General features: G+C 63.1%; 24 protein-coding genes. 10 read left to right on the top strand and 14 right to left on the bottom strand.

Going from position 1 to position 22,967, the window contains the following annotated elements; genetic code table 11:
• Nucleotides 1-49: 49 nt before the first annotated feature.
• From ACEWQ0_RS13220 to ACEWQ0_RS13210, 3 genes are all read right to left on the bottom strand, one after another.
• The gene (locus ACEWQ0_RS13220) at nt 50-1,174 is read right to left on the bottom strand and encodes a M14 family metallopeptidase (protein ID WP_476482386.1); all 1,125 of its coding nucleotides are present in this window, start codon (nt 1,172-1,174) and stop codon (nt 50-52) included.
• Nucleotides 1,175-1,235: 61 nt separating this feature from the next.
• Nucleotides 1,236-1,925 carry a pseudouridine synthase gene (locus tag ACEWQ0_RS13215; RefSeq protein ID WP_476485556.1) on the bottom strand — a complete coding sequence of 230 codons (690 nt, stop codon included), beginning with the start codon at nt 1,923-1,925 and terminating at the stop codon, nt 1,236-1,238.
• Nucleotides 1,926-1,940: 15 nt separating this feature from the next.
• Nucleotides 1,941-2,375, bottom strand: coding sequence for a MarR family winged helix-turn-helix transcriptional regulator (locus tag ACEWQ0_RS13210; RefSeq protein WP_476482388.1), 435 nt, complete (start codon nt 2,373-2,375; stop codon nt 1,941-1,943).
• 156 nt (nt 2,376-2,531) lie between these two features.
• Here ACEWQ0_RS13210 and hppD point away from each other — a divergent pair, with 156 nt between their 5' ends.
• From hppD to ACEWQ0_RS13160, 10 genes are all read left to right on the top strand, one after another.
• Complete coding sequence (gene hppD / locus ACEWQ0_RS13205) at nt 2,532-3,578, top strand: 4-hydroxyphenylpyruvate dioxygenase (protein ID WP_476485555.1); 1,047 nt, start codon at nt 2,532-2,534, stop codon at nt 3,576-3,578.
• Between the two features lie 147 nt (nt 3,579-3,725).
• Nucleotides 3,726-4,853 carry a homogentisate 1,2-dioxygenase gene (locus tag ACEWQ0_RS13200; RefSeq protein WP_476485554.1) on the top strand — a complete coding sequence of 376 codons (1,128 nt, stop codon included), beginning with the start codon at nt 3,726-3,728 and terminating at the stop codon, nt 4,851-4,853.
• A 94-nt stretch (nt 4,854-4,947) separates the two neighbouring features.
• Nucleotides 4,948-5,934 carry a fumarylacetoacetate hydrolase family protein gene (locus ACEWQ0_RS13195; protein ID WP_476482391.1) on the top strand — a complete coding sequence of 329 codons (987 nt, stop codon included), beginning with the start codon at nt 4,948-4,950 and terminating at the stop codon, nt 5,932-5,934.
• Between the two features lie 15 nt (nt 5,935-5,949).
• Nucleotides 5,950-6,618: a maleylacetoacetate isomerase gene (gene maiA, locus ACEWQ0_RS13190; protein ID WP_476482392.1), complete on the top strand. Its 669-nt coding sequence runs from the start codon at nt 5,950-5,952 to the stop codon at nt 6,616-6,618.
• Nucleotides 6,619-6,660: 42 nt separating this feature from the next.
• Nucleotides 6,661-7,044 carry a DUF4398 domain-containing protein gene (locus ACEWQ0_RS13185; protein ID WP_476482393.1) on the top strand — a complete coding sequence of 128 codons (384 nt, stop codon included), beginning with the start codon at nt 6,661-6,663 and terminating at the stop codon, nt 7,042-7,044.
• A complete protein-coding gene (locus ACEWQ0_RS13180) occupies nt 7,041-8,039 on the top strand; it encodes an OmpA family protein (RefSeq protein WP_476485553.1) in 999 nt (332 codons plus the stop codon). The genes ACEWQ0_RS13185 and ACEWQ0_RS13180 overlap by 4 nt, the downstream gene beginning before the upstream one ends.
• Nucleotides 8,040-8,314: 275 nt before the next feature.
• Nucleotides 8,315-8,533, top strand: coding sequence for an HP1242/YdcH family protein (locus ACEWQ0_RS13175; RefSeq protein WP_476482395.1), 219 nt, complete (start codon nt 8,315-8,317; stop codon nt 8,531-8,533).
• Nucleotides 8,534-8,676: 143 nt separating this feature from the next.
• Entirely contained in the window at nt 8,677-10,050 is a 1,374-nt protein-coding gene (locus ACEWQ0_RS13170) for a pyridoxal-phosphate dependent enzyme (RefSeq protein WP_476482396.1), read from the top strand.
• Nucleotides 10,025-11,299: a cystathionine gamma-synthase gene (locus tag ACEWQ0_RS13165; RefSeq protein WP_476485589.1), complete on the top strand. Its 1,275-nt coding sequence runs from the start codon at nt 10,025-10,027 to the stop codon at nt 11,297-11,299. Before ACEWQ0_RS13170 ends, ACEWQ0_RS13165 begins: the two co-directional genes overlap by 26 nt.
• Nucleotides 11,300-11,535: 236 nt before the next feature.
• Nucleotides 11,536-11,937 (top strand): FHA domain-containing protein, encoded by a 402-nt coding sequence (locus ACEWQ0_RS13160; RefSeq protein WP_476482397.1) that lies wholly within the window; start codon nt 11,536-11,538, stop codon nt 11,935-11,937.
• A gap of 32 nt (nt 11,938-11,969) precedes the next feature.
• On the opposite strand, the gene truD is transcribed toward ACEWQ0_RS13160, so the two are convergent.
• The 11 genes from truD to ACEWQ0_RS13105 all read right to left on the bottom strand — a co-directional run bounded on the left by truD (nt 11,970) and on the right by ACEWQ0_RS13105 (nt 22,864).
• Nucleotides 11,970-12,998, bottom strand: coding sequence for a tRNA pseudouridine(13) synthase TruD (gene truD / locus ACEWQ0_RS13155; RefSeq protein WP_476485552.1), 1,029 nt, complete (start codon nt 12,996-12,998; stop codon nt 11,970-11,972).
• Nucleotides 12,995-13,420 (bottom strand): hypothetical protein, encoded by a 426-nt coding sequence (locus ACEWQ0_RS13150; RefSeq protein WP_476482399.1) that lies wholly within the window; start codon nt 13,418-13,420, stop codon nt 12,995-12,997. The genes truD and ACEWQ0_RS13150 overlap by 4 nt, the downstream gene beginning before the upstream one ends.
• Nucleotides 13,421-13,517: 97 nt before the next feature.
• Entirely contained in the window at nt 13,518-14,384 is an 867-nt protein-coding gene (locus tag ACEWQ0_RS13145; protein ID WP_476485551.1) for a winged helix-turn-helix domain-containing protein, read from the bottom strand.
• A 5-nt stretch (nt 14,385-14,389) separates the two neighbouring features.
• Nucleotides 14,390-14,674 (bottom strand): septum formation initiator family protein, encoded by a 285-nt coding sequence (locus tag ACEWQ0_RS13140; protein WP_476485550.1) that lies wholly within the window; start codon nt 14,672-14,674, stop codon nt 14,390-14,392.
• Nucleotides 14,659-15,843, bottom strand: a complete 1,185-nt coding sequence (dapE, locus tag ACEWQ0_RS13135) for a succinyl-diaminopimelate desuccinylase (RefSeq protein WP_476485549.1) — start codon at nt 15,841-15,843, stop codon at nt 14,659-14,661. The genes ACEWQ0_RS13140 and dapE overlap by 16 nt, the downstream gene beginning before the upstream one ends.
• An 88-nt stretch (nt 15,844-15,931) precedes the next feature.
• Nucleotides 15,932-17,332 carry a nucleotide 5'-monophosphate nucleosidase PpnN gene (gene ppnN, locus ACEWQ0_RS13130; protein ID WP_476485548.1) on the bottom strand — a complete coding sequence of 467 codons (1,401 nt, stop codon included), beginning with the start codon at nt 17,330-17,332 and terminating at the stop codon, nt 15,932-15,934.
• Between the two features lie 313 nt (nt 17,333-17,645).
• Nucleotides 17,646-19,880, bottom strand: a complete 2,235-nt coding sequence (locus ACEWQ0_RS13125; protein WP_476485547.1) for an NADP-dependent isocitrate dehydrogenase — start codon at nt 19,878-19,880, stop codon at nt 17,646-17,648.
• A gap of 307 nt (nt 19,881-20,187) precedes the next feature.
• Nucleotides 20,188-21,801 carry an IS66 family transposase gene (gene tnpC, locus ACEWQ0_RS13120; protein ID WP_476481345.1) on the bottom strand — a complete coding sequence of 538 codons (1,614 nt, stop codon included), beginning with the start codon at nt 21,799-21,801 and terminating at the stop codon, nt 20,188-20,190.
• Nucleotides 21,725-22,165, bottom strand: coding sequence for an IS66 family insertion sequence element accessory protein TnpB (gene tnpB, locus ACEWQ0_RS13115; RefSeq protein WP_476481346.1), 441 nt, complete (start codon nt 22,163-22,165; stop codon nt 21,725-21,727). Before tnpB ends, tnpC begins: the two co-directional genes overlap by 77 nt.
• On the bottom strand, nt 22,165-22,461 hold the full coding sequence (gene tnpA / locus ACEWQ0_RS13110) for an IS66 family insertion sequence element accessory protein TnpA (protein WP_476481347.1): 297 nt from the start codon (nt 22,459-22,461) through the stop codon (nt 22,165-22,167). Before tnpA ends, tnpB begins: the two co-directional genes overlap by 1 nt.
• Entirely contained in the window at nt 22,406-22,864 is a 459-nt protein-coding gene (locus ACEWQ0_RS13105) for a hypothetical protein (protein ID WP_476485546.1), read from the bottom strand. Before ACEWQ0_RS13105 ends, tnpA begins: the two co-directional genes overlap by 56 nt.
• Between the last annotated feature and the right edge of the window lie 103 nt (nt 22,865-22,967).

The following is a 22,967-nucleotide window of genomic DNA, read 5'->3' as shown; positions in this document are numbered from 1 at the left end:
GAAGAAGACGGCAGGCAACAGACGGCCTGCCGTCGAACACGCGGGGGCTTCAGAGCTCGGGCAGAATCTGCCAGAAAGCATCCACGCAGGCCGAGCCCAGATGCTTGCAGCGATCCGGCGACCAGCCGATCTCCGGCATCGGCATGTCGGCATTGTCCTTGAACGGCATTTCCAGGGTCATGGCCAGGCAGTCGAAGGTCTCGGCCATGTAGTCGGTGTTCTTCTTCATGTCCGAACTGTTCGGCGCATCCACCTCGTAGCCGTAGCGCGTCTGGAAATCGGGGCTGATGCCGGCAAGCAGACTTTTGAAGGTGTCGAGCTGGTGCTGCTTGCGCTCGTTCCATGAGGCCGTGCCTTCGGCTCCGGCGATGAAGTTGTAGGGCAGCTCTTCGTCACCATGCACATCAAAGGCCAGATCAACGCCGGTGGCATGCATTTTCTGGCGCGTGAAGTAGACCTCGGGCGAATCCTGCTCGGATGGCTCCAGCCATTCGCGGTTGAGATTGCGCCCCTTGGCGTTGCAGCGCAGGTGCCCGCGTACGGCGCCATCGATGCACATATTGGGCACCAGGTAGATCACGGCCTGCTCCAGCAGCCTGCGAGCGACCGGCTCCTCGGCATCGAGCAGACGCTCCAGAAAGCCTTCAACCCACCACTCGGCCATCGACTCACCGGGATGCTGGCGCGCAATCACCCAGATCTTCTTGCGATCTTCCGCCGGCTCACCGATTTGCAACATCGTGTGCGGTCGGCCATCGGGCGTGCTGCACAGCGTTTCGGCGCGAACCCGGGGATCGACCAGAGCAGCGGCGATCAGGTTGTCGTGTTCGAACTGAGTGTAGGGCGCGAAATAGGCATAGTGAACGCTATCGCTTTCGGGCCGATGGCGGATGATCAGCTGCCGGCCGTCGAATTCGGTGGGCACGCGATACCAGTGCACACGGTCGCTGCTGGCCACGGCCTGGTAGTTCTCGAAACCACCGACATACGAAACTTCGCCGGCATTTTCGATGGCCATGCGACAGTCGACCCCGCGCGCGCCCGACAGCTGGAAATGAAACCACTGCATGTGCTCTCCGCCCGCGTCAGGGCGAATCTTGAGACGGATATTGTCTGCGGACTCGGCTTCCAGAATCTCGATATTGCCGCTGTCGAAGGTTGAATTGATCTGCATGGCTTTACTCGGGTCTCGGGTTTTTGGGGGATTCGGATGCTCGCATCCGGGACAACGGCTTTCAGTTTATCGCAGGCGTCAACGCAATATCCGCTGGCGCGATCTGGTCGTCGCGGCCAAAGACAGCCTGCACCACCCGCGCGAACGCGCCATCGAGCGGGGCTGTCAGAGCGAGCCGCCGGCCGCTGCGCGGATGCTCGAGCGCCAGCCCGCTGGCGTGCAGGAGCATGCGATGGCAACCCAGGTGCTGGCGAAACAGGCGATTGTGGCGGCCATCGCCATGCGTGGTATCACCGATCAAGTGGTGCGAGATGTGCTTGAAGTGGCGCCGGAGCTGGTGCCGCCGGCCGGTTTCCGGCATCGCCTCGAGCAGCGAATAACGAGCGGTGTCGAAGCCACCGATCGGGATCGGCAGCTCGCCGGCAGCCAGGCGCCGGTCAAGCGGGTGATTGACGCAGCCGTGTTCATCCGTCCAGCCGCGCACCACCGCCAGATAGCGCTTGTCGACGCGGCGATCGGTGAAGGCCTGACCCAATACCCTGGCCGTTTCCGGATCGAGCGCGAACAGCAGCACGCCCGAAGTCGCACGATCGAGCCGGTGTACCGGCCAGACGCGCTGCCCGAGCTGGTCGCGCAGCTTGTGCATCATGAATTCACGATCCGTGCTGATGCTGCTTTTGTGCACCATGATGCCGGTCGGCTTGATGGCGGCGCACAGCCACTCATCTCGATGCAGGATTTCGAAGGACATCGAACGCTCCGACGCTCAGTCGTGACCCTCGGCAGCGCGGGCCAGCGCCTCGAGACTGTGCAGGAAACGGCGCCTTTCCTCGGGCTCGAGCGCCGCGAGCAGATCGTGCTCGAACCTCAGCGCGGCCGGAACAATGGCGTCGTGGATCGACTCGCCCTCACGGCTGAGATAGAGGCGTCGGGCGCGGCGATCGGGGTGATTGTCGCGCCGTTCGAGCCGACCGGCGGCAAGCAGCCCGCTGACGGCACGGCTGACGGCGACCTTGTCCATCGCCGCCCGCTCGGCCACCTCGGTGGCGGTCACGCCGGGATAGCGCCCGACAATGGCGATGACCCGCCACTGCGTCACGCTCAGATCGAAGCGCGACTCATAGGTTTGCGCAATGGCGTTGCTGATCCGGTTGGACAGAACCGACAGCCGGTAAGGAAGAAAGTCCTCGAGATCGAGCATGGTCTGCAAGAAAAGGGGGGCCCGCTTGAAAGAAGTTACAAATGTAACTATATTGCCCGTATTCGGCAAGTGCATTGTCCGAAATCAGATTTTTCGGCGTTTATGGCCCTGGCGTCATATCTGCCGTTGACGCATTTCTTCCAAGGAGATCGAACCATGAGTCAGTCGCATCCCAACCCGCTCGGCGTCGAGCAGTTCGAGTTCATCGAGTACGCCGCTCCGGACCCAGCGCTGCTGCACGACCTGTTCCAGAAGCTCGGCTTTGTTGCCGTGGGCCGCCACAAGACCCAGCCGGTAACGCTTTACAGTCAGGGCGGCATGAATTTTCTGGTCAACGAAACCGTGGATTCCTTTGCCAGCGAGTTTGCCGCGGCGCACGGCCCGTGCTGCACCGGCTTTGCCCTGCGCGTGAGCGACCCGGCCGACGCTCACCGATCCGTTCTTTCCAAGGGCGCCAAAGACTTCAGCAACAAGGCAGACACCCTGCCCATCGACGTGCCGCGCATTGAAGGCATCGGTGCCTCGGTGTTGTACCTGACCGGCGGCGAGGCTGATCTCGATCGGCACTTCGACTTTGACCCCGGTGTCGAGCGCCACCCGAAGGGCGTGGGCATGAACTTCATCGACCACCTCACTCACAACGTGTATGAGGGCAACATGGGCCAGTGGTCGGAGTTCTACACCGGTCTGTTCGGCTTCTACGAGCGCAAGTACTTCGACATCAAGGGCAAGGCCACCGGACTGCGTTCGCAGGCGATGATGGGCCCCAACGCCAAGATTGCCATCCCCATCAACGAGTCGAGCGACCCCAAGAGCCAGATCAACGAATATCTCAATGAGTACAAGGGCGAAGGTGTGCAGCACATCGCGCTCTACACCGACAATATCTATGAGACCGTAGAAGCGCTGCGCGCCAACGGCATCGAGTTTCTGGACACACCCGACACCTACTTCGACGCCGTCGATGAACGCGTTCCCAATCACGGCGAAGACGTCGAGCGCATGCGCAAGAACAAGATCCTGATCGACGCCGAGCCCGACAACCCCAACCTGCAGCTGCTGCAGATCTTCACCCAGACCAACATCGGCCCGATCTTCTTCGAGGTCATCCAGCGCAAGGGCAACGATGGTTTTGGTGACGGCAACTTCCAGGCCCTGTTCGAAGCCATCGAGCGCGATCAGGAAAAGCGCGGGGTACTTTGAGGGTCGGACCATCAACCACGAAGGGCACGAAGATCACGAAGAAGAATCAGGGAAACAGCTTTCGGCTCACCGGCTTCGTGCCCTTCGTGAACTTCGTGGTTCCAATTCCGAGATCAGAGAACGCTCCCATCGAGAGCGGAGGCAAAGATGAAGAAGTGGATTTCTCACTCCAAGGTTGAAGGCAAGGCCAGCCGACAGGCGCACGTCAACCTCCCCGAAGGCACGTATGAGCGCGAGATGGGCAAGGAGGGCTTTTTCGGCCCGGCCACGCACTTCTATCACGCACACATGCCCACCGGCTGGACCGATTTCGAGGGCCCGCTGCAGCCGCGCGCTTTCGACACTACCAAGCTGGAAGACGGTACCGACTCGCCGTGGCACGCCAGCGAGCTGCTGTCCAACGCGCACTGCAAGTTCCGCTGTTGGCATTCCAACGGCAAGATGAACCACCTGGTGCGCAACGGCGACGGCGACGAGCTGCTGTTCATTCATGACGGCGCCGGCGAGCTGTTCTGCGATTTTGGCCGCCTGCCCTTCCGCGATGGCGACTACATCATGCTGCCGCGCGGCACCATGTGGCGCATTGAATCCGACGGCCCGGTCGAGATGCTGCTGATCGAAGCGACCAACTCCAGCTACATGCTGCCCGAGAAAGGGCTGGTTGGCCCGCACGCCATCTTTGATCCGGCCATGCTCGACACGCCGAAGGTCGACGAGGCCTTTCGCGCCCAGCAGGGCGAGGATGAATGGCAGGTCCGGATCAAGCGCCGCCAGCAGATCTCGACGGTCACCTATCCCTTCAACCCGCTCGATGCGGTCGGCTGGAAGGGTGACCTCATGCCGGTGCGCATCAACTGGCGCGACATTCGCCCGCTGATGAGCCACCGCTATCATCTGCCGCCATCGGCGCATACCACCTTCGTGGCCCACCGCTTTGTCATCTGCACCTTTACTCCGCGGCCGTTCGAGTCCAGCGACGACGCGCTCAAGGTGCCGTTCTTCCACAACAACGACGACTATGACGAAGTGCTGTTCTATCACGCCGGCAACTTCTTCTCGCGCGACAACATTCACCCCGGCATGATGACGCATCACCCCTGCGGCTTCACCCACGGCCCACACCCCAAGGCGATGAACAACGCTTTCACGCCGAAGACGGACAAGACCGAGGAGGTCGCGGTCATGCTCGACACCCGTGACGCCCTCGAGGTCACCCCCGAGGCCGAGAAGATCGAATGGACCGGCTACGTCGACAGCTGGAAACCCAAAGACTGACGACCTCTTTCAACCCGCGCACCAGGCCGGCTGAAAATGACACCTGCCTGCTGCCCGGCTTCACGAACCCCGTATTGCAAAAGGCACAACTCCAATGAAACTAGCTACGCTCAAGGAAGGCGGTCGCGACGGCACGCTGATCGTCGTCAACCGCGAACTGACCCGGGCCGTCCGCGCCGACGGCATTGCACCCACCCTGCAAAGCGCCCTGGATGACTGGGACGCCGCCGCGCCGCGCCTGGCCAGCCTGTACGAAGACCTGATGGAAGGCACGGCCGAGGGCAGTTTCAACCTCGACATCGATACTCTGGCCGCGCCGCTGCCGCGCTGCTTCCAGTTTCTCGACGGCTCGGCCTACCTGCCGCACGTCGAGCGCGTGCGCAAGGCGCGCGGCGCCGAGGTACCCGAAAGCTTCTTTACCGACCCGCTGATGTATCAGGCGGTTTCCGACGGTTTCCTGGCGCCCCACGACCCGATCACCATGGCCTCGACCGAATGGGGCATCGACTTCGAGTCCGAGATCGGCGTTTTCACCGACGATGTGCCGATGGGCGCCACCCCGGAAGAGTGTGCCGAACACATTCAGCTGATCACGATTCTCAACGACGTCTCGCTGAGAGGCCTGATCCCCGGCGAGCTCGCCAAGAACTTCGGCTTCGTCCAGTCCAAGCCGCGCTCGGCACTGGCGCCGGTGGTGGTCACGCCCGACGAGCTGGGCGATGCCTGGCAGGACAGCAAGCTGAACCTGCCACTGCTCACCCACTACAACGGCGAGCTGTTCGGCGAGCCCGAGGCTGGCGAGGACATGCAGTTCAACTTTGCCCAGCTGGTGGCGCACGCGGCCAAATCGCGCCCGCTGGGCGCCGGCACGCTGATCGGCTCGGGGACCATCGCCAATCAGGACACCGAGCGCGGTGCTTCCTGTCTGGCGGAAAAGCGCATGCTCGAGGTCATCGCCGACGGCAAGCCATCCACGCCGTTCATGCAGTTCGGCGACGTCGTGCGCATCGAGATGAAAGACCGCGAAGGTGAATCCATCTTCGGTGCCATCGAGCAGACCGTCGTCCAGTACGAACGCTAGCTGACGGAGCCTGACATGAGCCACTCCTCGCCCGAACACGGCATGGTGCTTTACAGCTATTGGCGCTCCTCGGCCAGCTACCGGGTGCGCATGGCGCTCAATCTCAAGGGGCTGGACCACGAGATCCGCCCCGTGCATCTGGTGCGCGACGGCGGCGAGCAGTTCAGCGACGACTACAGCGAACTCAACCCGCAGCAGCTGGTGCCCACCCTGGTCGACGGTGATACCGTGATCACCCAGTCGATGGCAATGCTCGAATATCTCGAAGAGCGCCACCCCGAACCGGCCCTGCTGCCGCCCGGCAGCGTCGAGCGCGCCCGCGTGCGCGCCATCGCACAGGCCATTGCCTGCGAGATTCACCCGGTCAACAATCTGCGCGTACTCAAATATCTGACCGGCACCGCCGGCCTGAGCGAAGACGCCAAACTGGCCTGGTACCGGCACTGGACCGAATCCGGCCTCGCCGCCGTCGAAAAAATGCTTGCAACGGCACGCACCGGGCGATTCTGCCACGGCGATGAACCCGGCATGGCTGATTGCTGTCTGTTGCCACAGGTCTATAATGCCGAGAGATTCGGCTGCGACATCGATGCCTTCGAGCGCATCCGGAGCATCTGCAGTGCGCTCGAAACGCTGCCGGCCGTAGCCGCTGCAAAACCGGAAAACCAGCTGGACGCGCCCTGAGACGCATCACCACCTGAGAACGGGAAAACAGTGAACAATCCGATGATGAAACGCTCTCGTCTGCTGGCTGGCGGCGCGCTACTGGCGCTGCTGGCCGCCTGCGCCACCGCCCCGCCCGATCTGACGGTACTCGACTCCGCCCGCAATGCCATTGCCCGGGCGGAGTCCGCCGAAGCCGAAGAATACGCCCCGATCGAACTGCGCTACGCCAACCAGCGGCTGACAGCCGCGCGTCAGGCGCTCGAGAACGATCGCCCCGATGACGGCAGGCGCCTCGTCGAGCAGGCCGAAGTCCAGGCGCAACTGGCGCTTTCCCGAACGCTGGCCGCCAAGGCGCGTGCCGAGCTGCAGCGCAAGCAGGAAGAGCTCGAGCAGATCCGCACCGATCTGACCGAAGAGTTCGGCGAGGAGGCCATCCAGCGATGAAACCGATGTATCAACCCGCGCGTGACGCCTTGCTGGCAGTGGCTGTGCTGGCGCTCACGGCCTGCGCCATGCACCCCCCCCGGGAAAATGCGGCGCTGCGTAATCTTGAAAGCGATTTCCAGGAATTCCAGTCCAACAGCGAACTGTCCGACCGCGTGCCGCTGGCTCTGGCCAACGCCAAAAGAGCAGTCCACGCGGCCAACGCCGAAGGCCTTTCCGAGGCCGAGCTGTCTCACCGCATCAACCTGGCGATGAAGCGCATCGAGATTGCACGGGCCGAGGCCTTCCGCGCCCAGGCCCGCGATCAGCTCGACGAAGTGGACGATGAGCGTACCTGCCTGTTGCTGCGCGCCAGCCGCCTGGAGGTACAGCAAGCCCGCCGCGAGGCCGAGCGGGCCTTGCTGCAAAGCGAGGCGGCCCAGGAAGAGACCCAGCGCTCGCGCATGGAAGCGATGACCGCCCAGGAACTGCGCGAAGAAGCCTCGCGTCGTGAACAACAGGCGCGTGAAGAGGCCCGGGCCGCGCGCAGCCTGGCTGAAGCGCAGGCCAGCGAAATCGAACTTGCCCGGCGCGAAGCCGACCTGGCAACCGAAGCCGCCGAGTCGCTGCGGCGGCGACTGGAATATCTGGAGCTGCGCGAAACCGACCGCGGCGTCGTCGTCACTCTGGGCGACGTGCTTTTCGAGACCGGAGAAACCTCGCTGCAGCCGGACGCGCTGAACCAGCTTCAGGATGTGGTCAATCTGGTTCAGGGCGAGCCCGACAAGCAGATACGCATCGAAGGGCACACCGATTCCACCGGATCCGCCAGTGCCAATATGCGCATCTCGCGTCAGCGCGCCGAATCCGTCCGTGAGGCCCTGAGCGAGCAGGGAATTGCCAGGGACCGCATTCAGGCCGTCGGCATGGGTGAGGACTTTCCCATTGCCAGCAACGAGACGGCCGAGGGCCGCCGCAAGAACCGTCGGGTCGACGTGATTCTGCTCAACGACTGAGGCTGGCTTGCCGGCAATGGCGCAGATCGAGCCCGGTGCCTTCCCTTGAACATCCGGAGAGTTGACGCTATAAAGTAGGTGTGATGGTTGAATACTCGAGTGACCTGCTCGCAGCATCCAGCCGCCGCTGGTCCGGTTTCCCGGACGTCTTTCCGGCGGCGCAGCCTCTCATTCCCGAGCTTTCACGGGCCGCCTCAGTGCGGCCCGTTGTTTTCTGTGCGCGCCGTTCGGCAACGCACGTCTTCTCACGACCCCGAATGACAAGGAGTCTGCCCATGTTCGAAAACCAGCCCGACCAGATGGAAACCCTGTTCAACGAGAACGAGGACTTCCGCCGACTCTACAACTACCATCAGAAGCTCGACAAACGCGTTGCCGCCGCTGAAAACGGCACCGCGCCGATGGAAGACCTGGCGCTCAATGATCTCAAGCGTGAAAAGCTGCGCACCAAAGACGAGCTCACCCGGATCATGGAACAGAACCAGGCCGCCTGAGCCCGAACCCACCGCATCGTTTTTGACGCCCGGCCGCCGGGCCGGGCGCCTGAACCGGTGCTCGATTCGGTCGCAGCTTGCCCGCCAAGGGCCGTTTGCGCTATCGTGCTCGGTTGGCAACCCTTCCGACCCGAGCGTTTTACATGAGCGTCCACGGCAACACCCTTGAACTGATCGGCAACACACCGATCGTGCGTGTGAGCAACCTCGATACCGGCCCCTGCGAGCTCTACCTCAAGCTCGAAGACTACAATCCGGCCGGCTCCATCAAAGACCGCATTGCTCTGAAGATGATCGAGGAAGCCGAACGTCGCGGCGACCTCAAGCCCGGCGCCACCATCATCGAAGGCACCGCCGGCAACACCGGCCTGGGCCTGGCCCTGGTTGCCGCCCAGAAAGGCTACCGCCTGATCCTGGTGATTCCGGACAAGATGAGCCGCGAAAAGATCTCCAACCTCAAGGCCATGGGCGCAGAAGTGGTGATCACGCGCTCGGACGTGGGCAAGGGCCACCCGGAGTACTATCAGGATCTGGCCGAAAAACTGGCCAAAGAAACCGAAAACAGCTACTTCATCAACCAGTTCGGCAACCCCGACAACCCCAGAACACACGAGGAAGACACCGGGCCGGAAATTCTCGAGCAGATGAACAACGAGCTTGACGCAGTGGTCGTGGGCGCGGGCTCCAGCGGCACGGTCACCGGCCTGTCGCGGTACTTTGCCAAAGCTGCGCCTGAGCTCGAGCTGGTTCTGGCCGACCCGGAGGGCTCGATCCTGGCCGAATACATTGCCACCGGCAACATCCCGGAGGATGCTGGCGGCTGGACGGTCGAGGGCATTGGCGAGGACTTTCTGCCAAGCATCAGCGACTTCACGCGCGTTCGCAAAGCCTATTCAATTTCGGACAAGGAGAGCTTTCTGACCGGCCGCATGCTGCTGGAAAAGGAAGGCCTGTTCGGCGGCTCTTCCACCGGCACCCTGCTGGCCGCCGCGCTGAAATATTGCCGCGAGCAGACCGAACCGAAAAAAGTGCTCACACTCGTCTGCGACACCGGCAACAAGTACCTGTCGAAAATGTACAACGACACCTGGATGCGCGAGCAGGGCTTTCTCGATATTGAACAGCACGGTGACCTGCGCGACCTCATCGCCAGGCCGGCCGCGAGCCGGGACGCCATCATCGTGGGCCCCGACGAGCCACTGTCCAACGCCTACAAGCGCATGAAACTCTATGATGTTTCCCAACTGCCGGTCATCGAGGGAGACAAAATCGTCGGCATCATCGACGAATCCGACCTGCTGCTGGCCGTCTACGATCGGGAAGAAGGCTTTGCCGAGCCGGTATCCACGGCCATGGTCACCCAGCTCGAGGCCGTACAGGTCAACGCCGGCATCGACGAGCTGCTGCCGATCTTCAACCGCGACCTGGTTGTCATCGTCCTCGACGGCGAGGAATTCATGGGCCTGATCACGCGGGTGGATCTACTGAACTATCTGCGCCGCCGCGCCGACCGATAACTCTGGCCCCCGGGTCAAAAGACACCGGGGTCAAGAGGCTCCGGAACCTGGCGCTCAGGCCAACCAGCCAACAAACCAACGATCAAACGAGTCAATCAACATGAGCAAGCTTGCAACACGCGTCATTCACGCCGGCCAGTCGCCGGATCCTTCCAACGGGGCCATCATGACCCCGATTTACCAGACTTCCACCTACGTGCAGAAAAGCCCGGGCGACCACCAGGGCTTTGAGTATTCGCGCACGCACAACCCCACTCGCCGGGCCTGGGAAGCCTGCATCGCCGACCTGGAAGGCGGCAGTCACGGCTTTGCGTTTGCCTCGGGCATGGCGGCAACCGACGCGCTGATGAATCTGCTCGAACCGGGCGACCATGTGCTCGCCATGCACGATCTCTACGGCGGCACCTGGCGCCTGTTCGAGCGCGTGCGGCGACCGGCTTCGGGGCTGGAGTTCAGCTTTGTCGATCTGGCCGACACCGACGCGGCGCGGGCAGCGCTGACCGACAAGACGAAAATGATCTGGGTCGAAACGCCCACCAACCCCATGCTGCAGCTGGTCGACATTGCCGCCATGGCCGAGCTGGCCCGCGAGGCAGGCGCCATGCTGGTGGTTGACAACACCTTTGCCACGCCGATGCTGCAGCGCCCCATCACTCAGGGTGCCGATATCGTCGTCCACTCGGTGACCAAGTATCTCAATGGCCACTCCGACATGGTTGGCGGTGCGCTGGTGGTCAACGACGACAAACTGGCCGAGGACATCGGCTTCATCCAGAACTCCGCCGGCGGCGTCCAGGGGCCGTTCGACTCCTTTCTGGTCATGCGCGGGGTCAAGACCCTGGCGCTGCGCATGCAGGCCCACTGCGACAACGCCGGCCGCATCGCCGAATGGCTGAGCAAACACCCCAAGGTCGAGAAGGTCATCTACCCCGGCCTCGACAATCATCCGCAGAAGGCACTGGCCGAAAAGCAGATGTCGGGCTTTGGCGGCATGGTCAGCTTCGATATTGGCGGCGACCTGGCCCGCGCCCGCCGCTTTCTGGAAAACACCCAGCTGTTCGCCCTGGCCGAATCGCTGGGCGGCGTCGAGTCGCTGGTCAACCACCCGGCCATCATGACCCACGGCTCGGTACCCAAGGAAAACCGCGACAAGCTCGGTATCAGCGACAGCCTGATCCGCCTGTCGGTGGGCATCGAAGACGTCGACGACCTGATTGCCGACCTGTCGACGGCCCTCGATCAGGTATAGGTAAATCCCCGGAGTGCGTCAGGCCCGACGTCTCGTCGGGCCTGATCCGGAGAGCCTGAAAGTACAGGCTTTGCGTGACCTTCGGCGCTTTCCCCCGTTCCCGGGGTTTACGCCCCCACGCGAGCCCGTGGGGAGCCATCCTTTCTCTGCTGGCTCCCGCCACCACGCGGCTCGGCGTGAACCCCATCCTGAGCGCTAGAATAGCCACCAGAATCAACCACAGCCGCGAGACCAAGATGCAATTTCGTCTGAAAGCCGCCTCCGGATCGATTACCGGCCAGAACTTTCCGCTTGAACAGGACACCTCCATCGGCTCGGCCGAAGACGCCGACATCCGCCTTGATGGCTTGATGGAGCGCCACGCCCGGATTGTCTACGACGGCGAGATACTGATGTTCGAACCCGCCGGCAAGGTCTGGATCAACGGCGAGCCGGTGCAGCGCCGCCCGCTGAAGTCCGGAGATGAAATCCGTATGGGCGAATATCGCTTCGTGCTGCAGGCTCCCGGGCTGCGCCCGCCGAGCGTGCTCAAGGACGCCGAACCGCGCAAGAGCCGCACCTGGCTGTGGATTACGCTGGGCGTCATCGCCGCCGGCAGCGCTGCGGCCGCGGTGTATGTCTACTGGCCGCTGCAGTAAGCAACGGAAAAGCGGGTAACCACGGATTCAACTCACTCGTAATCAACCAGCTCGCGCAAGACCGCGGTGGCGTAACTGCCGGTGCCAAGCGAAAATGCCAGCTTCAGAGTGTGTTCGTCGGCAAACGACCACTCCAGCTCGCTGACACGCATTCGCAGAGGCCGACGCTCCTGTTTCATGCCGAACCTCGCCAGACCCTCGATCAGCTCGCGGTGAGCCTCGAACTGGCGGCGCTCGATCTCGGCTGCCGCGCCTTCGGCCGGGCTGTCACCCTGCCCCGGCAGCGGGCCGCTGGGGTGGATGTCCTGCTCGGCGCAGCGGCGAACCTGGTCGGGGTCATTGGCGTCAGCAACAAAAAACGAGCGGCTGCCGTCAAGCATGGCCAGGTCGCCGTCGATCAACTGGTTCCAGTTGCCGTCCCGAATCCGCTCGGCCAGCACGTGATTGAACACCAGGCTGCGCGCGGCAGACAGATAGAACCCGCGCTTGGTCTTCGAGGGTTTTCTGTGCAGCTCGCCGCGAAACAGCGACAGGGCCCGGGCAACGTTGTTGCCGCCGAAGCGCTGCTCGCCGAATCCGTTGGGCACGCCGTGATCGCAAACCGCCTTGAGCTGCCGCTCCAATGCCGCCGGGTCAGCTTCAATATCGCGCACGACCAGCTCGAAACGATTGCCGCGCAGACGCCCGCGTCTGATCTTGCGCGAACAGCGCGCGGCCGACTCGATGGTTACACCCTCGATCGCCCACCGCTGCCAGTCCGGGTCGGGCTGCCCGGCCAGATGCAGCGAAAAATACTGGCCGGTGACGGCATTACGGTCTTTCAGGCCGGCAAAGCCCACCTCGCGCGGACGGATCCCGGCGGCCCGCGCCAGATCTGCCGCCACATCCACCGTATTGCGCTCGCGCTTGGACACCCAAAGCCATAGATGCTCACCCTGCCCGTCAGGTTCGTGGCCCAGGATCTCAGCGACCCGGAAGTCTTCCGGATGCACCCGGATGCGCCCCCTGGCAGACGGGCTGCCCCAGGCGAATCCGGGGCTCGTGTCGCGCTCCTGACTCATTCCTGATCCTCAACGCGATAGAGCACCGTGGAATAGGGAGAGCGATAATTGTCCACGTTGTAACGCAGCCCGACGTGGTACACCTTGCCGGCCTCGAGCTCCAGCTCGATGCGGTTGGCATTATCACCAAGGCGCGCGCCCGAGCGGGTGAGGCGCGGCGGATTGATGACCCCCGCACGAACGGATATTTCGTAACGGCCGGGCTCCAGCCACATAACCTCGCGCTCGCCGATATTGTCGTCATCAACGCGAATGAATTCGACCGGATAGATGTACGCGGCCTGCCGGCCAACCGTTCCCACGACCTTGGCTGCATCCTTGCTGCCCCACTTGGCAAACGGAACATCGGCCATTGCCGGCTGCCCGATGGCGACGAGCCCCAGCACCGAAAGCGTCAGAAAAACACGATTGAAAGTTCTCATTGCCCTTTCCTGCTATGTGATTTGATGACAATGATGGCGCCGCGCCGGCGACCAGTCCATGAAAGCAGCCTGAAATTGTCATGAAATCCGCCTGTCATCAACGAGTTGGACAAAGGCGGGGCCAGGCACTCGCAAGAGAATCGGTCAGCGGCGTCATCACTGCGTCCAGATCCTGCGTCTGCTCCGGCGTGAAGGTCACGCTCTGAGACCACAGCACGCGGCCGGCCGGCAGCTCCAGCAAACGCGCCTGGATGCGCCATTGCCCTGCCCCGGCGGGCTGCACCGTGCCTTCGATCAACCAGTCGACGCCCAGGTCTTGAGCTACCGCTGCGGCCACATCGCTGCGCCCGATATAGGGCTGAAGGCTGGTGCGCCCCACCAGGCTCATGCCCGCCAGCGGCGCGCGCAGCAGCATCCCCAGAAGGCGGTCTGCAAGCAGCAGATCGGCCTTGCCGGCAAGCCCCGGGGGCGGTTGATAGACCGTGAACGGCAGGATGGCCACGCTGCACTGCGCCGGTTCAGGTGCGGTACCGGCAGGTGGTCGCAAAAGGCCGTAGCTGACCGCAGCCAGCAGCAGAACAATGGCGGTCAACACGGTCGGCCAGCGCCCGCGCCGCGAGCGCCGCACGGGACGCACCCCGGCAGAACGCTCAACCGCGGCATTGAGCCGATAGCCGCGTCGCGGCAAGGTCTCGATCAGTTCCGCAGGGCCATCGAGAGAACGAATGGCCTGGCGCAGCTCACGCAGCAGTGCGGCCAGGCCGGACTCGAAATCGACCACCGTGCTCTCGTCCCAGACCGCTTCGACCAGCCGCTCGCGCGTGACCACCTCGCCCGCATGATCAAGCAGACACTCCAGCAACCGCGCGGCCTTGGGGCGCAGCTGAACGCCGCGGCCGCCGGCGGCCGCCAGTTGACCGTCGTCCGGATTGAAGGTCAGATTGGCGAACTGTCGCACCGCCACGGCAGCTACCCTTGCGGTTCCGCATCCTCGGGGTCAACAACCAGGAAGAAGGACTCGCCCTCGCGGATCAGGCCCAGCTCCGAGCGGGCCCGCTCTTCGATCGCCTCCAGGCCGGCACGCAGGTCTTCAACCTCGGCGGCCAGCGCCGCGTTGCGCCGCTCGAGCTCCTGGTTTCGCTTTTGCTGCTGCTCGACCAGCTCGCCCAGGGTGCTGACCTCGCTGAACTGCCGCCACAGCTGTACCTGCAGGAACAGCAAGACCACCAGCAGGGCGATCAGGATGACGCGCACGAGGCCTTCCCGGACGCGAGCGTATCTTCGATGATGCGACGATACAGGCCCGGCAACAAGAGCAATTCATCGACCGCGATGCATTCATCGACCTGATGAATGGTTGCATTGACCGGGCCCAGCTCGACAACGGGGATGCCGCGCGGTCCGAAAAAGCGACCGTCGGACGTCCCGCCGCTGGTATCCGGCGTCGGCTCCACGCCCAGAAGATCCACACAGGCCGCTTGCACGATGCCGGGCAGTATTCCGGTCGCCGGCCCGAAGGGCTCGCCGGAGACCCGCCAGTGAAGCTCCCAGCGGCCGGGGTCGAACTTCTGAATCAGCGCGCGCAGGCGCGCCTCCAGCTCGTCGGCGGAGGTGTTGGGGTTGTTGCGCAGGTTGAACAGGACCTCGAGCTCGCCGGGGGTGACATTGTCGGCGCCCGTGCCGGCGCGCAGGTTGGAGATCTGCAGCCGCGTGGGCGGGAAGAACTCGTCGCCATCATCGAACTCGAGGCGGCCCAGCTCGGCCAGCAGGGCCCCGGCCCGGTGGGCAGGATTGTCCTGCGGATCGGCATAGGCCGTATGCCCCTGAACGCCGTGCACCAGCAGCTGCCCCTGGATGGAACCGCGTCTTCCGATCCGGATGACATCACCCAGACGATCGCGGCTGGAGGGCTCGCCAACCAGGCAGGCATCCGGCATCAGGCCGCGCGCTTCGAGCTCGGGCACCACAGCGCGAATGCCGTAGCGGGCCGGCCCCTCCTCGTCGGAGGTCAGCAGAATGGAGATGGTGCCCGCATGATCCGGGCGGGCGGCAAGAAACGCCTCCAGCGCCAGAACGAAAGCCGCCACCGAAGATTTCATGTCGGCCGCACCGCGGCCATACAGCACACCGTCACGAATCTCGGGTTCGAACGGCGGCGAGCGCCAGGCCGCTTCCGGCCCCGACGGCACCACGTCGGTATGCCCTATGAGCATCAAGTGCGGCGCGCCGCTGCCGTGCCGGGCGAAGAGGTTGCGTACGTCTTCGACATCGATCGACTCGACGGTCATGCCCGCCGCCTCCAGCCGATTGGCAATCAGCGGCTGGCAGCCAGCATCTTCGGGCGTTACCGACGCGCGCGAAATCAGCTCGCGGGTCAGCTCCAGCAGCGCATCAGAGTCGTTTTCAGAAGGCCTGTTTACCATGGGAACAAAGCTTACCGCATTCACCGGCCGGCGTCGGATTCATCCCGCCCGAATGCCTCGCCACCCGACCCGGCTGCCGGGCATTGATTCAATCCACGATCTGATAGCAGGGCTGATACGGCTTGCCGCCGGGCAGCTTCATGCGCTGCTGGTCGACAAAACGCCTGAGCAGATCATCCAGGGCCCGCAGGATGGCCGGCTCGCCCCGAATCTGGAAAGGCCCGTGTTCGCGGATGGCGCGCAGCCCGTGGGGCTTGACGTTACCGGTGACGATGCCTGAAAACAGCCGCCGCAGGTTGGCGGCCATCTCGTGAGATGGCAAGCCGAAAGCAATGTCGAGCCCGGCCATGTTCTCGTGGGTGACCTCGAACGGCGCTTGAAAATCAGGAGAGGTCTTGAGCATCCAGTTGAAATAGAAGGCATCGTTGGTATCAACCCGCCACTGACGCACGCGCTGCATGCCTTCGGCCATGTAGCGCGCCACCGCCGCCGGGTCGTTGATGATGATGCGGTAGCGTTTGCGCGCCGCCTCGCCGAGCGTCAGCCCAACAAAGCGGTCGATCTCCTCGAAATAGTCGCGCGCCGATTCCGGGCCCGTGAACACCAGGGGAAACGGCATGTCGCTGTTTTCCGGGTTGAGCAATACCCCCAGCAGGTAGAGAATCTCTTCAGCCGTACCCACCCCGCCGGGAAACACGATGATGCCGTGGCCCAGGCGCACAAAAGCCTCGAGCCGCTTTTCGATATCGGGCATGATCACCAGATCGTTGACGATCGGATTGGGTGACTCGGCCGCAATGATGCCGGGCTCGGAAATGCCCACGTAGCGGCCCGGCAGGGTGCGCTGCTTGGCGTGGCCGATGGTGGCACCCTTCATCGGCCCCTTCATCGCGCCCGAGCCGCAGCCGGTGCAGATGTCCATGCCCCGCAAACCCAGCTGATAGCCGGTTTTCTTGGAGTAGTCATATTCTTCGCTGCTGATCGAGTGGCCGCCCCAGCACACCGCCAGGCGCGGTTCGATTTCGGTATCGAGCAGCCGGGCGTTGCGCAGAATCTCGAAGACCGTGTTGGTGATGCCTTCGGAGCTGTCGAGATCAAAATACGGGCTGGGATGAATCTCGGTGTGGAAATAGACGATGTCGCGAATCACCGCCGAGAGCAGCTCGCGAATGCCGCGAATCATCTTGCCATCGACAAAAGCTCGGCCCGGTGCATTTTCCAGATCGATGCGCATGCCGCGATTGACCTGATGCACCTCGATGCGGAAGTCGCGATAGGTTTCGAGCATGCGCTCGGCATCATCGCCCTGCTCACCCGAGGTGAGCACGGCCAGCGCCACCTGCCGCAAGAGCTCCCCGACCTCTGCGGTCGCGTCCGACAGGCGCGCCACCTCGGCCCAGGAGAGCACCTTCAGGCTGCGGGCCGGGTAGACACGGGTCGAAACCGTGTCCGTTGCCGGAGTCATGCTGTGCGCTGCGGTTTGATTCATCACGCTCTCGATTGATTGCCATGGCTGGAATGATGCCCGTCAAACGACGACGGACGGGCTCAAACCCGACCGTGCCTGCCAGAGTCGGCGCAGTGCGCGGGCGCGTTCGTTTCCGCCGCGCAAAACGGGCAGACATGAATCATAACGCAGGGCCCGGCGCGAGAGGCTCCCGAAGCGTACGGAAACCTCGCAGGAAAACCCTGTAGCCGGTGGGCTTGCAGCCCACCCAGATAGGCAAAGGCTCCTGCACCGAGTCAGTGCAGGAGCCTCTGGCGGCCGCCTGGCAGCCGCGTTCTTGCGAAGAATGCGAAGGTCAGGCTTTGTCTTTCAAGGCATCCAGAATGCGGTTCAGAGTGGCGCTGGGACGCATGATGGCGCTCACCTTGTCCGCATCGGGCTTGTAGTAGCCGTCCATGTCCACGGGCCTACCCTGCACCTCGTTGAGCTCATCGACGATGCGCTGCTCGTTGTCGCGCAGCTGACCGGCAATGTCGGCAAAGGCCGCCTTGAGCTCGGCGTCCTCGTCCTGGGCGGCCAGGGCTTCGGCCCAGTACAGGGCCAGATAGAAATGGCTGCCGCGGTTATCGAGCTCGCCGACCTTGCGGCTGGGCGATCTGCCGTTGTCGAGCAGCTGGCCGGTGGCGGTGTCGAGCGTTTCTGCCAGCACGCCGGCCCGGGCATTGTCGTAGGCCTGAGACAAATGCTCCAGCGAGGCCCCGAAAGCCAGGAATTCACCCAGCGAGTCCCAGCGCAGGTGGTTTTCTTCCAGCAGCTGCTGGACATGCTTGGGCGCGCTGCCACCGGCACCGGTTTCAAACAGCCCGCCGCCGGCAATCAGCGGCACGATGGAAAGCATCTTCGCGCTGGTGCCCAGCTCCAGAATGGGAAACAGGTCGGTCAGGTAGTCACGCAGCACGTTGCCGGTCACGGCAATGGTGTCTTCACCGCGGCGAATGCGCTCCAGCGAGTGCCTCATGGCCGCTTCGGGCGTCATGATGCGAATGTCGAGCCCGTCGGTGTCGTGGTCCTCGAGATAACGCTCCACCTTGGCGCGCACCTGCACATCGTGACCGCGCTGATCGTCCAGCCAGAACACCGCCGGCATGCCCGACAGGCGAGCGCGGGTCACACCCAGCTTGACCCAGTCGCGTACCGGCACATCCCGAGTCTGGCACATGCGCCAGATGTCACCTTCTTCGACTGCATGCTCGAAGATGACCTGATCGTTGTCGTCGGTCACCTTGACCACGCCGGCGGCCGGAATCTGGAAGGTCTTGTCGTGCGAGCCGTATTCCTCGGCCTTGTTGGCCATCAACCCGACGTTGGGCACAGTGCCCATGGTGGCCGGATCGAAAGCACCGTTGGCCTGACAGTCTTCGATGACGATCTGATACATGCGGGCATAAGAGCGGTCTGGAATCAGTGCCTTGCAGTCCTGGCGCTCGTCATCGGCGTTCCACATCTTGCCGGAGTCACGAATCATGGCCGGCATGGAAGCGTCGATGATGACATCGGAAGGCACGTGCAGATTGGTGATGCCCTTGTGAGAGTTGACCATGGCAAGCGACGGCCGCTGCTCATACTGCGCGGCAATATCGGCCTTGATGGACTCTCGAGTATCGGCCGGCAACTTGTCCAGACAGGCGTAGAGATCGCCCAGGCCGTTATCGGGGCTGAAGCCGGCCTCATCGAGCACATCGCCGTGCTTTTCCAGCACATCCTTGAAGAACTCGCTGACAACCACGCCAAACATGATCGGATCGGAGACCTTCATCATGGTGGCCTTGAAGTGGGCCGAGAACAGCACCCCCTTCTCGCGCGCGTCGTCGATCTGGCGGGCGACGAAATCGGCCAGGGCGCGACGGCTCATGACCGCGGCATCGACAATCTCGCCCTCTTCGACCTCGACCGGGTCGCGCAGCGCGGTCTGACTGCCGTCCTTGCCATGAAAGATGATGCTCAGACTGCCTGCCGACTCGAGCGTGGCCGATTTTTCACTGCCGTAGAAATCATGGTCGTCCATGTGGGCAACGTGGGTCTTCGAGTCGTTGCTCCACTGGCCCATGCGATGCGGATGCTTGCGCGCAAAGGCCTTGACGGCGCGCGGCGCACGGCGGTCGGAATTACCTTGCCGCAGCACCGGGTTGACGGCGCTGCCCATGGCGCGCGCATAGCGAGCCTGAATATCGCGCTCGTCGTCGGTTTGCGGCTCATCGGGGTAGTCGGGCAGCGCAAAACCCTTGCCCTGCAGCTCGGCAATGGCCGCCTTGAGCTGCGGCCGCGAGGCGCTGATGTTGGGCAGCTTCATGATATTGGCCGACTCGTCAAACACCAGCCGCCCCAGCTCGCCAAGATCATCACTGACCTTCTGATCGTCATCGAGACGATCGGAAAACTGCGCCAGAATACGCCCGGCCAGCGAAATATCGCGGGTCTCCATCGCTACGCCGGCCGTGTCGGTAAAGGCGTCGATAATAGGCAACAGCGACTGGGTGGCCAGAAACGGCGCCTCATCCGTCAGCGTGTAAATGATCTTGGGCGTGGACATGGTTCAGACTCTCCAAAGACGAAACAGCCCGCTATTGTCGCCGAAAACCCGGAACGCTGCCAAACCCCCGCAGAACCGCCGCTCCTTACCCGAAAACTGCCGGAGAGCGCTGGCCCAGCCTCGCGTCGGAGATTTCCCCGAACCGGGCTCGCGCATTGAAGTCAGCCGATGCGCTACCGGTGATCAGACCGTATTTTTCCGGATTCGCCGGCTGATTCCGGCGGGCTCGCGGTGACAGTCGCAAGCAAATACCATTCGGCGTTGGCCTGCAAGCGCACCCGCCAACGTAAGCGTTCATTCCCGACCGTTACTGGTCGATCCACTGCACGTCTGATACAAGCGGCTTGCTGGCGAAGTGCTCTTTCCACAGCCTGGGCGTGAGCTGCTCGACTTTGCTGGCCGGGTGCTGACCTACGCGCTGGAGCACATCGACCAGATAAGTGTAGGGGTTGATGCCGTGGATTCGGCAGGTCACCAGCAGGCTCTGGATGGTGCCGATGTCCCTGGCCCCGAGCTCGGTCCAGCTAAAGAGCCAGTTTTTCTTGCCCATCGGGATGGGCCGAAGGGCGCGCTCGAGGTGGTTGGTGTCGATCGGCACCTCCGGATCGGACAGGAACACCTCCAGTGACGCCTTGCGCGAGAGCGCATAGTTCGCCGCCCGGCGCAGCAGGCTGGTCTTGGGCCGATCCATGCGCCGCATGTGCTGCTCACACCAGGCCCAGAAGGCCTGAACGACCGGCAGGGCGTGCTGGCTGCGATATCCGAGCTTGTTTCGGCCCGTCAGCGCCTGGTCGGTGATCTGCGCCTCGATCCGGTAGAGCTGGCCGATCAACTCCAGGGCCTGATCAGCCGCCTTGGGCTCATCGCCCAGGGCCGCATCGAACTTGCGCCGGGCATGGGCCCAGCAGTTGGCATGGGTGATCTCCGGGCGTGCCTGGGCATAGCGGGCATAGGCCGCATAGCCATCGGTGATGAGCGTGCCCGAGAAGTGCTTGCCCAGCGTGTCGGTAACGACCCGGCTCGCGCGGGTTGGCGAGAACACAAAGCAGACTTCATCATCCTGACCATAGACCGGCCAGAACCAGGCCTGTTTCATCTTGCCTTTCCGGCCCGGCGTCTTCGAACGCCCGGCCTTGATCGGGGTTTCGTCCATGGCCAGCACTTTCGATTGAAGTACTTGCTCAAGCTGGGCGTCATAGACCGGCTCGAGTAGCTGGACGGCGCGCTTGACCAGGTTGGTCAGCGTGCTGCGGCTAACGGTAATGCCGTTGGTGGCCAGGCGCTGGTGCTGGCGATACAGTGGCAGGTGATAGCAGAACTTGTCGACCATCAGACCGGCCAGCAAGCTGACATCAGCCAGACTACCTTCGAGCACGTTGGCCGGGGCCGGCGTGGTATGGACGTGATCATCCCTCAAGTCCTTGATGACCGGACGGACATACTGCAAAATCACATAACTGCCCGGCCGCTGGGCCAGGCGGTGGGTCACCTTCTCGCCGATGACGATCCGGTGTTGTTCCGGGATGGCTTCGATCTCAGGATCGGCGACCCGGATAACTTCGACCGGCACATCCTCGCTGAAGCGAAGGCCCGAGTCAGTTACCGCATTGCCGCGCTCCTTGACTGCCTTCTTGCGCGTATAGCTGATCGACTCGGTTGGTGCCACTTCGGCGGATTCGCCCGCCGTCTCGAACAGCGCCTTCTGGTCCACTGCCTCATCGATCAGACGCTTCTCGGACTTCGGTCCGAACAGCTGGCGCTTGAGCCAGGCGAGCTGCTGCTTGAGCGAGGCAAGCTCGTGGTCATGCTGTCGCTTGAGCGCTGCATGGTCTCGTTGCAGTGCGTCATAATCGCCTTGCAGCCGAGCGTATTGCTGCGGGCTGATCGGGGTTTTCGTGCGAGCCTGTGGCATGGTCTTCATTATACTTCAGCCGGTGTGGCACCTGCCGGTCAAAGCGCTTGAACTGACGCGATTTTTCGACCTTGATGCCATCGAGCAGCAGCCTCAGATCGGTCCAACTCAGCGCCTGCTTGTCACCGCGATGCACGTTGTAGTTGAACTGCCCTTGCTCCAGGCGCTTGCACCACAGGCAATAGCCGCCTCGGTCGAAGTAGAGCACCTTCATGTAGGTCCGCCTGCGGTTGATGAACACGAACAGGTGGCCGCTCATGGGATCCTCTTCGAGCTGGTTGCGCGCCAGGGCCGCCAGACCATCGAACTGTTTGCGCATGTCGGTGGGCCGGGCATACAGCCAGACCCGGACGCGATCTTCAGGGAAAAACATCAGCGCCGCCGCAGCCGCAGGCAGAGGCCACCGCCAAGATCCAGCTCAATGTCCCAGCCCGGCTCCGAACCCGTCATGGCACCCAGATCAATCCACGGCGACGTTGCCGACTCCGGTTCGTCACAGGTGGCCGCTGGACTCTTACCGGCCAGGCGCCGCTTCCAGTTGGCAAAGGTGCTCAGTGCAAGCCTCTCTTGCCTGCAAAACGCCACCTGGCTCAGGCCGCTGCCGGCCTGCTCGTCAATCAGGTTCTGCCACTGCTTTGCCGAGCGGCGAATGCGATAGGTCGAAGACATGATCTGCTCCTTGAGTTGAGTTTGGGAGCAGATTACCGAGCCATATGCCTGGGGGGAAGAACGGCCTGGAATGACCGCTTACCTGCCCCTCAGCCTGTGCCTTGGCAAGTGCAGAAACCGCACTCACCCCCTCGCCCTGCTCCTCCTCGGTACTGAACTGCTGCTCGGGAACCGCACTCTCCAGAATACTCTTGAGCATTCCCAGCGGCTGGGCCACCTGAAGCCGCTTGCTGGTGCTGCCGTTGTGGGTGGTCAGCTGGCTTGGGACCGAATCGAGGTCCATATTCATCCCACCAGCATCGAGCGCCATGGGCATACCGTAGACGTATCTGACCCAGGGCTGGTAGCCATAGGTGCCTACGCTCAGGCCGGTGCGGTAATGGGCGTTCGTCTGGGCCACCATCAATCCGCCCGGTGAACCGGCCCCCAATGCGTATCCGCCGAGAGTTCGCCGCTGACTGTCAGCCCAAAGGCGTAACCGCAGCCTAGACAAGCAATCGCTGCCA

The organism is Wenzhouxiangella sp. YN9 (assembly GCF_056324165.1).
This window is presented reverse-complemented; position numbering and strand designations above follow the sequence as displayed.